Here is a 10,857-nt window from a genome sequence, read left to right as displayed (position 1 = left end):
GTCTACACTGTTAAAGAAGTAGGAAAAGTCGATGGTTATAAAGTTGCTATCGGTGACTTAGACCAAGGTAACGTTACCATTACTAACACTCATACACCAGCAGAAATCAGTATTAAGGGAAGTAAGATATGGAAAGATGCTAAGAACCAAGATGGCATTCGTCCAGATGAAGTTGTGATTAACCTCTTAGCAGATGGTGTTGCGACAGGCCAAACAGCTACTGTTTCTAAAGCCAGTGATTGGTCATATGAATTTAAGAACTTACCAAAATACAAAGGTGGCAAAGAGATTGTTTATAGTGTGACAGAAGACGCTGTTGACGGTTATACCACTACTATTGATGGCTTTGATGTGACTAACACTCACAAACCAAGCACTACTAAAGTTGTTGGTAAGAAGACATGGGATGACGCTGATAATAAAGACAAGTTAAGACCAGAATCTATTACCGTACGCCTTTATGCGAATGGTAAAGAAGTGCAACACGTTGTAGTGACAGCAAAAGACAAGTGGTCATATAGTTTTGAGAATCTTCCAGAATATGAGAATGGTAAGAAAATCGAGTATAGCTTATCAGAAGATGCTGTTAAAGGCTATACGACAGTGATTAAGGGATATGACATTACTAATGTTCATCATCCAAAACAACCATTACCAAAAACTGGAGAGTCATCAACTCTACTCTTTAGTTTAGTAGGATTGGTAATAACAGGCTTAGCAGGTATCTTTACTTACAAACGCTATGCTAACAACTAATCATTTTGTCGTAAAATGACTAGAATATAGATATTTCACTCACATAAATCATTGATGTGAAAGCTATTTAAGTTGAAAAACTCCTCTACTCTAAAATAGAGTGGAGGAGTTTTTATCGTAAAAATTTTACTCAGATTTTCTTTAAATTTGATAACCTCAATGAATAGTCTTGAAAGTGTTTGAGGAAGTATTTAACATAATTTAGTGAAACCATCTCTAACAAAGGAGATGGTTTTTATTGAGCCTTCAAAAATAAGTGCTATAATATGATTATGATTATTTTTAAACAATTGAAATCCCTTTTTGAACTAAAGCCAATGGTAGATAATCCTTACCGTGTTGTCATAATCGGTTTTGCTATTTTTATCGTTTTGATGGTCGGCTATATGAGAAATGATTTTTTGATTTCTAATTTTGCCTCATTAGGGTTATTTACCCTTTTTTACTATCAAAATCTTCCCATGCCTTATTTGCTTAGGAATCTTAGCATTATCGGTGGGTCTTTGTTACTTGTTTTTCTCTTGGGATTTTTATCATCCTACTCTCCTTGGTTTTCACCTTTAGTCGTCGGTATTATTGCTTTTATCAGTCGATTGTTAACCAGATTATTCAATGTACATAAACCTGGAGGTATCTTTTTTGTTATGGTGGCAGCCATGGGAACGACCATAACGATTCCTGAGAAAAAATTAGCCGAAATTATTTTATTTTTTTTCTTGGGGATTATGATTAGCCTTGTTGGTGCTTTCATTATCAAAAAAACGGAAATCAGAGTAGAAGTAGCTATACCTCACAATACTTTTAAAGAAAGGTTTTTCAAAGATCCTTTGGCACTTGTTGATGCTATATTTTATAGCAGTGCATTGTTTATGTCTGTTTATCTGAGTCATGGTTTACATCTAGGTAATCCTTACTGGGTGACGCTTGCCTGTGCGTCTATTTTACTGGCTGAAAACTTAGAAGCATTGAAACACCGGCACTTACAATACTTAGCAGGTACTTTTGTTGGATTAGTTGGAGCCAGTCTTTTATTGATACTCCCTTTATCTAGAGTACTTTTGATTACCTTGATTACTGTCTTTTATGCTCTAGCACAATACTATGTTCCTAGAAATTATGCGGTTGCCAACATTTTTATCACGCCGATGGTTCTTTTACTATCTGTTACCAATCACAGTGATTTATCGCTTCACTTGTTTCAATCTCGCTTTATTGGTGTTCTGTTAGGTAGTTTTATCGGTTTTGGCACAGCTTGGTTAATGTGGTTGATGCTTGATCATTATCTAGCAGTTACTAAAGATAACAGTAAAACCAGCGTCAAAGAAAAAAGTCAATAATAAAAAGTGCCATAGGACTGGCACTTTTTTGTGTGTTTTTGAATGATTGTCAAAAAAAGTGAGAAGTTAATTTTTTACCAATTTTCCCATTGGGTAACCACTTTGACATTGCCATAATCACTAGGAGAATACTGACTGTCATAGAGTTTTGTCCAGTCGCTTAAAATCTTGTCATTCATCAACTCATCGTAGATATTGTCAAGCTCTTTTGCACTAATGTCATGTTCTTTGAGATAGGCTTTAATCTTTGATTCTTCTTCAAGGTAATCATAGGTTAGTCCTTGTTCGAAAGAGAGAGCGATAATCTTACTGTTTAGTATATTTATTTTTTTATTGTATCTAACAAATATCAGAACTCTTGCTCCAGGAACAATTTCTTTTTTAAAAATAAAGTCAATACCAGTAATATCTTTATGGAAAAAATTAAAATCAATTTGAGTTTCTATGTAATGTGGTGGCAAAACCTCATCATGGTAATAGACATGAGGCTCTCTATTTCGTGTATCATTCATTTCTTCATCAAAAACATTTGAATAGTTAACCGTCACATCATTAAACTGTCCAAAGACATAGCTTCCCTCTTCATAACGCTTCCCAAATAAGTCATAACTGATTTCTCCTGCACCACCGGTATCGTAATACATCTCATCAAAAACATTTTGAATACGATTATTGTAATAATAAAGACCAATAACGGTTAAGGCAATAGTTGCCAAAAGACTGATAAGAATAATGACTATGCGATTTGTTTTTAGCAATCTTTTTTCCTCCTTAATTTTGACTAGATGCCTCTAGTTGTTCGATAAAGAATAATCATTTCTCAAGAGCAATTGTTTCATTATATCATATCCCTTTGAATAGTAATAATGTTAACTGTCATCTTATTTAAAAAATAAATAGTGACTAATGGGGATTCACTTTGTTGAACGCATTTTATCTGATAATTTTTTAAATGATTTTTATCAGCCCATTGTCCTGTTGAACCATCAAAAAAGTGCCATAAGTGTGGCACTTTTTTATTTATTCTCTTTCTTAAAAATTACGTTTTGAACGATTGTAACCATAGCGTTCGATGAAATCTTCTCTAAATTCTAGAAGGTTGTCATTAACGATTGCTTCTCTAACTTGTTTCATTAGGTTGATGAGGAAGTAGAGGTTGTGGTAGCTTGTGAGTCGAATGCCAAAGGTTTCATCTGCTTTTAAGAGATGGCGTAAGTAGGCGCGTGTGTAGTTTTGACAGGTGTAGCAGTCACAGTTGTGATCAAGTGGAGTAAAATCTTCGGCATACTGCGCATTTTTAATCACGACGCGACCCTCACTCGTCATGCAAGTCCCATTTCTAGCAATACGAGTTGGAAGGACACAGTCAAACATATCAATGCCACGAATAACTCCATCAATCAGACTATCAGGTGCACCAACACCCATCAGGTAGCGCGGTTTATTTTCAGGGAGTAGTGGTGTTGTAAAGTCAAGAACAGCATTCATCTCTTCATGTGTTTCTCCAACAGCTAATCCACCAATCGAGTAACCCGGGAAATCCATGCTAACCAAATCACTCGCTGATTGACGGCGAAGGTCTTCAAAGCCTGCGCCTTGAACAATCCCAAATAACCCTTGGTCATGCGAGCGACGGTGGGCTTTTAGTCCTCGTTCTGCCCAACGGCTTGTTCTTTCAATGCTCTTTTTAACATAATCATAGGGTTGATAAAATTGCGGACACTCATCAAAACTCATCATGATGTCACTCCCCAGATTGTTCTGAATACTGATCGCTTTTTCCGGCGATAAAAACATTTTTGAGCCGTTGAGATGGTTTTTAAAAGTAACACCTTCTTCGGTGATGTCGCGACTATCAGCCAAAGAATAAACTTGGAAGCCACCGCTATCTGTTAGGATAGGTTGATTCCAGTTCATGAATTGATGAAGACCTCCTGCTTTAGCAATCAACTCATCACCCGGACGAAGCCAAAGATGGTAGGTGTTTGATAGGATAATCCCAGACCCCATTTCCTTTAGTTCTTCAGGGGATTGTGTTTTGACAGTGGCCTGTGTTCCGACAGGCATAAACATTGGTGTCGGAAAAGTACCGTGAGGGGTGATGATTTCACCAAGTCTTGCTCCCGTGTGCTTTTCTTTTTTAATGAGACGGTATTGAATCGGTTGTGTTGTCATATTTTCTCCTTTGCTTCTAGGAAGAACAGTCCTAGGCAGTTTAACCTATTCATTCTATCAAAATAAGTCACATTTGTCATTTTTCTTTGATATTAAAAATGATGATAGATTTCTAAAGCAGTATTCTTACGGCAACTATGCTATAATAAGCGTATCTTTATAGAAGGATTTAGACATGAAACCATCAATCATTAAAAAGGAAGCCAGAACAATCCTCAAACGTTTGCCTGGTAAGTATCAATTATTCCTATTACCAGTCTTATCAACTCTGTTTTATATGGGGATTACAGTGTTTGAACAACTCACGCTAAGTGGCCAAGCAAGAACAAGTTGGGGAGATAATTTATTTACGCTAGCTCTTAGTACCCTAGTGACTTTTTTTGTACTCTCTACGCTTTTGACCTTGCTTGATGTAATTCGAGGAAAGCGCCAAAGTGTTCGGTTTTCTGATAGCCAACGCGCGTTTGAAACCAAATTGTTTTTACCATTATTTGGTCTTATGATGATGAAAAATCTGCTTTTATTTGTTTGGTTTTTTGCTTCTTCTGTAGGCTACATTATGATTTTAACGAGTGGTGTTAGTCTAACTGGTGTTGTTCTCGTTTTGTTATCACTTATCATGTTTCTCATCACCCTTTATCGTTATTTCTTTGTTGAACTCTTGTTTTATGAGTACTATCAAAAAAATGTAAAAATTAATCCCCTTGTATTATTAGCAACTAGTCGTCAATTTATGAAAGGTTATAAACGGCAACTGTTTTTCTTACACCTTAGTTTTATCGGTTGGTATGTTTTAGTAGGTGTAACGTTTGGTTTAGCGAGTTTTTATGTATTGCCCTACTTACTAACAAGTAATACTATTTTTTATGAAAAAATGCTGCAAGAAAAAAGACAGTTACAAAAAATGTCTTTCCCAATGAAATTGATGTAAGAAAAAAGGCTGTAGCCTTCTCATTAAGAGAAAGACTACAGTCTTTTTACATGTTAAAATATTCAATTTTAATACAACGGTTCATGACAATATCATTTCGATGATTGTCTCTTAAAATCTGTTCAGCTTCTTCATTTTCAAGACCCAGTTGAGCCCAGAAGATGCGAGCATCAGTGGTGATAAACTCTTTAGCCACCTCGGGTAAAAAGTCGCTCCGACGAAAGACATTGACAATATCTATTGTCTCTGGAATATCTTTCAAGGAAGCATAGGTTAACTCCCCCAAGATTATTTTACCGGCCTGCTTTGGATTGACAGGGATAATCTTGTAACCAGCTTTTTGCATAATCTCAGAAACCCTGTAAGCAGGGCTTTCTTGTCGGTTAGACAAACCAACAACAGCAATCGTCTTACTGTCTTTTAGATAATTAAAAATGGTTTCTTGATCAGGATTTTGAAAGTGATAAGTCATTATAGTCTCCTTATTTGGCTTCATACCATGTTTTACCAGCATTGTCATCAACAATGAGTGGTACTTTTAATAGGAAAGCAGATTCCATCGTCTCTTTGACCAGCTGTCTGACAGCCTCCAGCTCATCTTTAGGCACTTCAAGGACAATTTCATCATGGACTTGCAAAAGCATTTTAGCCTTGAAGTTCCCTTTTTCAAGGGCTTTGTCAAGGTTAATCATAGCCACCTTTAAGATATCAGCTGCGGATCCTTGGATGGGTGAATTGATAGCCGTTCGTTCTGCAAAATTTCTAACATTAAAGTTGCGTGAGTGGATATCAGGTAGTTCACGTCTACGATGAAAGAGTGTTTCAACATAACCCTTATCACGCGCATCCTTAACAATATTATCCATGTAGGTTTTAATGCCAGGATAGCGTTCAAAATAGGTGTCAATATACTGTTTGGCTGCTTTTCTTGTAATCCCAAGATTGTTTGAGAGGCCAAAGTCAGAGATACCATAAACAACGCCGAAGTTAACAGCCTTAGCATTTCTACGGTCGTTTGCGGTAACCTCTTCTGGTTTTTCGATACCAAAGACTCTCATAGCAGTAGCAGTGTGGATATCAGCCCCGTGATTGAAGGCATCAATGAGGTGTTCATCATTAGAAATGTGAGCAAGAACACGTAGTTCAATTTGCGAGTAATCAGAACTCAAAAGCACACTATCTTCTTGGTTAGCAGTGAAGGCTTTTCGAATTAATCTGCCTTGTTCTAAACGAACAGGAATATTTTGAAGGTTGGGATCGACACTTGATAAACGTCCCGTCTGTGTTAGGTCTTGAAGATAGGAAGTGTGAATTTTTCCGTCAGACAAGATATAATCTTGTAAGCCAACAACATAAGTGTTTTGGAGCTTGGTAATCTGACGATAGTCTAAGATTTTAGCAACAATTGACGCAGTAGGTGCTAATTTTTCCAAGACATCAACGGCAGTAGAATAACCTGTTTTGGTTTTCTTGGTGGCCCAAAGCGGTAATTTCAATCGTTCAAACAAGATATGTCCCAGCTGTTTTGGTGAGTTGATATTGAACTCTTCACCCGCCATTTCATAGATGTCTTGAGTCAGGCGATTAATGGTCACTTCATTTTCTGCTTGCATCTCCTGCAGGCTTGTTTTATCAACAGAAATCCCCTCGATTTCCATTTTCGCTAAGACATTGGAAAGAGGGATTTCCATCTCAAAGAGTAAGTCGAGCTGTTGGTTTTCTGCCAACGCTTTTGTCATGACCGGCTCTGTTTCCACCAAAGTACGAATTTTTTTGGCAAGATGGGTGAGTAGTATTTCTTTATCTGGAACAGCACGTTTTACCCCTTTGCCGTAGACATCATTATCATCAGCTAGTGGTGTTTGGCCATAGAGATGGGCGATGGTTGCTAGTTCATTGCCATCAACCGTTGATAAGAGATATTTGGCTAGTCTACTATCAAAAGCACAAGTAGCTAAATGGACATCTAAATGGTTAAGCAAGACCTTGCTTCGCTTGAAATCATAGGTTTTTATCGGTTGTGTCAAAGCTTGTTTAAAAAGGTCTGATTGAAGAAGTTTGATATCAGAGCTGGCATAAATCTTTTCTTTATTTCCCCAAGCAAAACCTATGATGTTTTCTGTATGGTAGTTAGGACGCAAGAGCTCAAAATAATAAAACTGGTCAGCACTAAACATCTCAGGTTGAAGCTCTGTTACCTCTGTGAAGGTCACGTCCACTTCTTTTTGTCCAGCACCAGATAGGCTAGCCTTCAATTGCTTAAAGCCCATATCATCATAAAATTGTGAGAGTTTTTCCACCTCAGGACCATGGTAAGTCAAATCATCAAGACCAATCGTTATGGGTGCAGTGGTATCAATGGTTGCCAGTGTTTTTGAGAGAAAGGCTTGTTCTTTGTCAGCGATGAGGTTTTCTTTCATCTTAGAGGCTTTCATACTGTCAATATTAGCATAAATGCCCTCAAGACTGCCATGCTCCAAGAGTAATTTTAGGCCAGTCTTTTCACCGATTTTGGTGACTCCTGGGATATTATCGGATTTATCACCCATGAGGGCTTTCAAATCGATAAATTGTGTTGGAGTAATCCCCATTTTTGTCATCAGGTAGTCTGGTGTGAATTCTTCAAATTCTGAGACCCCTTTTTTAGAAATTTCAACCACAGTATTGTCATCGGTCAGCTGGATGAGGTCCTTATCGCCACTCACAATCGTGACATCATAAAAAGTCTCTCCTTTTTCAGCGAGTTTATCAAGGGTCCCTATGATATCATCTGCTTCATAGCGGTCAAGTTCGTAATGCTTGATGCCTAGTGCTGTCAGCATTTCTTTAATGAAGGGAAATTGTTCTCTAAACTCATCAGGCGTTTTTGCACGACCAGCCTTATAGTCTGAAAACATCTCGGTTCTAAAAGTTGTTTTCCCAGCATCAAAAGCCACTAAAACATGAGTAGGATTAACCCTTTTCATCATATGATCAAGCATCAAATGAAAGCCATAAATAGCATTGGTGTGAAGACCATTAGCATTTTTAAAGCGATCAATTTGATTGTACAAGGCAAAAAAGGCACGAAAAGCGATGGATGAGCCATCAATTAATAGTAATTTATTCTTATTTTTCATAGGTTTATTATACCATAAGAAGCACTTTTAAAGGGCGCGTGAGATGTCCGCTCGTTTTAAAAAGATTTAAACTGACCATTAGTCTGTTAATTAGCAGTAAGTTTGATATAATAAAGACAGCAATAAATGAGGAGGAAAAAGCATGAAAGTAACAACTCTAGGCTGTTGGGGAGCCTATCCTTATCAAGATGCAGGTACAACCAGTTATCTTGTCACCAGTTCAGACGGTTTTCAACTCTTGATGGATGTAGGGAGCAGAGCCATCAATGAACTGGAAAAAGAAATTAGCCCGTTAGCAGTGGATGCTGTGATTATCAGTCACTATCATCCGGATCATATCGCTGATTTAGGTGTCTTATTTCACTATCGCCTCCTCTATCCAAAAACACTTTGGGAGCCAAAACTTTTACCGGTTTATGGTCATGATGAAGATGAAAAAGAATTTGCTAAACTCAGCCTTCCTGATGTAGCAAAGGGAATCGCCTATAATGTTTCTGGTGTTGAGACGATTGGTCCTTTTGAAATCACTTTTATCAAAACGGTTCATCCAGTGCCATGTTATGCCATGAGAATTAAAGAAAAAACTACCAATCAAGTCCTTGTATTTACTGGGGACACTGGCTATTTTGATGGTTTAGCAGCTTTCACCAAAGATGCCGATTTGTTTTTAGCAGATGTTTATTTATTTGAGGGTAATGAAAATCATCCCGCCCACTTGACCAGTAAAGAAGCAGGGCAAATCGCTAAAGAAGCAGCAGTGAAGAAACTAGTCTTGACACATCTACCTCAATTTTCAAAAGATGGCAAACACGATGATGATTATTTGGAAATCTTAAGACAAGAGTCTGCTAATTATACAGACGGTATTCCAGTTGAATTGGCCCATCCTCATAAATCATGGGATTTAGGAGAATTGTAATGTATAGTCAAGCTGAAAAAGAATATTTCATGTCAGAAGCCCTAAAAGAAGCCCATCGTTCACTTGAAAAAGATGAGATTCCAATCGGTTGCGTCATTGTTAAAGAGGGTAAGATTATAGGACGGGGTCATAATGCGAGAGAAGAACGCAATCAAGCGATTATGCATGCAGAAATCATGGCCATCAACGAAGCCAACCAGTCTGAAGGCAATTGGCGTTTACTGGAGACCACTCTATTTGTGACGATTGAACCTTGTGTCATGTGCAGTGGTGCTATTGGATTGGCAAGAATACCAGCTGTTGTTTATGGTGCTAAAAATAGTAAGTTTGGCGCAGCAGGTAGCCTTTATGATATTTTAAGCGATCAACGTCTCAATCACCGAGTGGCTGTTGAAACAGGCATCCTTGAGACAGAGTGTGCCCAAATCATGCAAGATTTTTTCAGAAAACGCAGAGAGAAAAACGCGACACTTAAAAATGATTCGACAGAAGACTAGTTGCAGAATTTTTAAATTCTGCTATAATAAACTATGGAGCAACAGTTTTGCGTGAAGTGGGTCAGGGGAGGAATCCAGCAGCCCTAAGCGATGTAAGCTGTGTGCTCTTTTTTTGTCTAATTTAAAAACCCTATGATATCAAGGTTTCATAGGGTTTTTATATCGATTGTTAAAATTTTGGGGCTTTTTTGGGGACAAAAAAGCTACTGTTAACAGTTTCATTTATGATGTTATTTAATTTATCAATTTATTAGACTTTAATGAAAGCTTGTGATAGACTATTGAACGTAACTTATATTTATCAAATAATAACCACTATAATTTATCAAGGAGAAACTATTGTGAGATTTATCAATAATTCAAGTTCAAGAAGAAAAAAACATTTTGGTTTGCGTAAATTAAATCTTGGAGTTGTGTCTGTTATTTTAGGTGTAACAGTCTTTAATTTAATACCTAATATACCAGTCATTGGTTCACCAATGACTGCTTATGCCGCAACAACTTTTGAACAATTTGAGATTGATGACACAACCTTATCTATCGGGGAAAAAACAACTTTTCGTGTATCATTTACCGGACCAATTTTTGGCTTACAACAGAATTCTTTTTCGGTTGAAGGTGTGACACTTTCTCATTTAACAGCTTCAAATGGTGGTAAGACATGGACAGCAACAGTAATACCTTTATCCAACTACGATGGCTTAGGGAAAATTAATTTAGCAACAGGATCTTATTTTAACGGGTTAGATGGGACACAAGGAAGTGGAAATATTATACAGTTTGCTGTTGACACGATAGCACCCCTTGCACCTACTATCTCTTTTGAAGATCCAGGCGCTGACGGTGTTTATAATCACGCAGAAGTTGGTCCTGACGGCACTATTACTGCAACGATTAAAGTCCCAACTGGTACAGAAGTTGGCGATATTTTAATGATTAATGGTACTTCTTATACGATTACTCAAGAGATTCTTCAAAATGGTCAAGAAGTAGAAGTGGCTCCAGCTACTACCATTTCTGCCTACATCATTGATAAAGCAGGCAATGAAGGACAAGTAGCGGTAGGTACAGCTGCTCCATATGACACTTCACGACCAAATAATTCGACCACACAACTAATGAT

The 10,857-nt window shown here is 37.4% G+C and carries 10 protein-coding genes and 1 other RNA gene; 7 read left to right on the top strand and 4 right to left on the bottom strand.

What is annotated here, in order from left to right; translation table 11 throughout:
* Together JHK64_RS07390 and JHK64_RS07385 are read left to right on the top strand one after the other, a co-directional pair.
* Positions 1-756, top strand: a 756-nt coding sequence (locus tag JHK64_RS07390) for a Cna B-type domain-containing protein (RefSeq protein ID WP_199568380.1), incomplete at its 5' end; no start/stop codon positions are given.
* Between the two features lie 266 nt (positions 757-1,022).
* Entirely contained in the window at positions 1,023-2,093 is a 1,071-nt protein-coding gene (locus JHK64_RS07385; protein ID WP_246450946.1) for an FUSC family protein, read from the top strand.
* A gap of 74 nt (positions 2,094-2,167) precedes the next feature.
* Here the strand turns inward: JHK64_RS07385 and JHK64_RS07380 are convergent, their stop codons facing one another.
* Positions 2,168-2,851, bottom strand: coding sequence for a TipC family immunity protein (locus tag JHK64_RS07380; RefSeq protein WP_199568378.1), 684 nt, complete (start codon positions 2,849-2,851; stop codon positions 2,168-2,170).
* A 274-nt stretch (positions 2,852-3,125) separates the two neighbouring features.
* Positions 3,126-4,268: a tRNA guanosine(34) transglycosylase Tgt gene (gene tgt / locus JHK64_RS07375; RefSeq protein ID WP_199568376.1), complete on the bottom strand. Its 1,143-nt coding sequence runs from the start codon at positions 4,266-4,268 to the stop codon at positions 3,126-3,128.
* Positions 4,269-4,443: 175 nt separating this feature from the next.
* Between tgt and JHK64_RS07370 the strand changes: the two genes are divergently transcribed.
* Positions 4,444-5,199 carry a DUF975 family protein gene (locus tag JHK64_RS07370; protein WP_199568375.1) on the top strand — a complete coding sequence of 252 codons (756 nt, stop codon included), beginning with the start codon at positions 4,444-4,446 and terminating at the stop codon, positions 5,197-5,199.
* 46 nt (positions 5,200-5,245) lie between these two features.
* Here JHK64_RS07370 and JHK64_RS07365 read toward each other — a convergent pair whose 3' ends face one another.
* On the bottom strand, positions 5,246-5,671 hold the full coding sequence (locus JHK64_RS07365) for a CoA-binding protein (RefSeq protein WP_199568374.1): 426 nt from the start codon (positions 5,669-5,671) through the stop codon (positions 5,246-5,248).
* 10 nt (positions 5,672-5,681) lie between these two features.
* A complete protein-coding gene (polA, locus tag JHK64_RS07360) occupies positions 5,682-8,318 on the bottom strand; it encodes a DNA polymerase I (protein WP_199568373.1) in 2,637 nt (878 codons plus the stop codon).
* A 142-nt stretch (positions 8,319-8,460) separates the two neighbouring features.
* Here polA and JHK64_RS07355 point away from each other — a divergent pair, with 142 nt between their 5' ends.
* The 4 genes from JHK64_RS07355 to JHK64_RS07340 form a co-directional block, all read left to right on the top strand.
* Positions 8,461-9,237, top strand: coding sequence for an MBL fold metallo-hydrolase (locus JHK64_RS07355; RefSeq protein ID WP_199568370.1), 777 nt, complete (start codon positions 8,461-8,463; stop codon positions 9,235-9,237).
* On the top strand, positions 9,237-9,734 hold the full coding sequence (gene tadA / locus JHK64_RS07350; RefSeq protein ID WP_373880433.1) for a tRNA adenosine(34) deaminase TadA: 498 nt from the start codon (positions 9,237-9,239) through the stop codon (positions 9,732-9,734). The genes JHK64_RS07355 and tadA overlap by 1 nt, the downstream gene beginning before the upstream one ends.
* Before the next feature lie 25 nt (positions 9,735-9,759).
* Positions 9,760-9,858: signal recognition particle sRNA small type (ffs, locus tag JHK64_RS07345), an RNA gene on the top strand.
* Positions 9,859-10,075: 217 nt separating this feature from the next.
* The coding region (locus tag JHK64_RS07340) for an Ig-like domain-containing protein (protein WP_199568368.1) at positions 10,076-10,857 on the top strand (782 nt) is incomplete at its 3' end.

Source organism: Streptococcus zalophi, assembly GCF_016481285.1.
GTDB classification, from domain to species: Bacteria; Bacillota; Bacilli; order Lactobacillales; family Streptococcaceae; genus Streptococcus; species Streptococcus zalophi.
This window is presented reverse-complemented; position numbering and strand designations above follow the sequence as displayed.

Excerpts from the sequence above, each read along its gene's own strand:
- JHK64_RS07385 (WP_246450946.1), top strand. The coding sequence starts at position 1,023 with ATGATTATGATTATTTTTAAACAATTGAAATCCCTTTTTGAACTAAAG.
- tgt (WP_199568376.1), bottom strand. The coding sequence starts at position 4,268 with ATGACAACACAACCGATTCAATACCGTCTCATTAAAAAAGAAAAGCAC.
- JHK64_RS07370 (WP_199568375.1), top strand. The coding sequence starts at position 4,444 with ATGAAACCATCAATCATTAAAAAGGAAGCCAGAACAATCCTCAAACGT.
- JHK64_RS07365 (WP_199568374.1), bottom strand. The coding sequence starts at position 5,671 with ATGACTTATCACTTTCAAAATCCTGATCAAGAAACCATTTTTAATTAT.
- polA (WP_199568373.1), bottom strand. The coding sequence starts at position 8,318 with ATGAAAAATAAGAATAAATTACTATTAATTGATGGCTCATCCATCGCT.
- JHK64_RS07355 (WP_199568370.1), top strand. The coding sequence starts at position 8,461 with ATGAAAGTAACAACTCTAGGCTGTTGGGGAGCCTATCCTTATCAAGAT.
- tadA (WP_373880433.1), top strand. The coding sequence starts at position 9,237 with ATGTATAGTCAAGCTGAAAAAGAATATTTCATGTCAGAAGCCCTAAAA.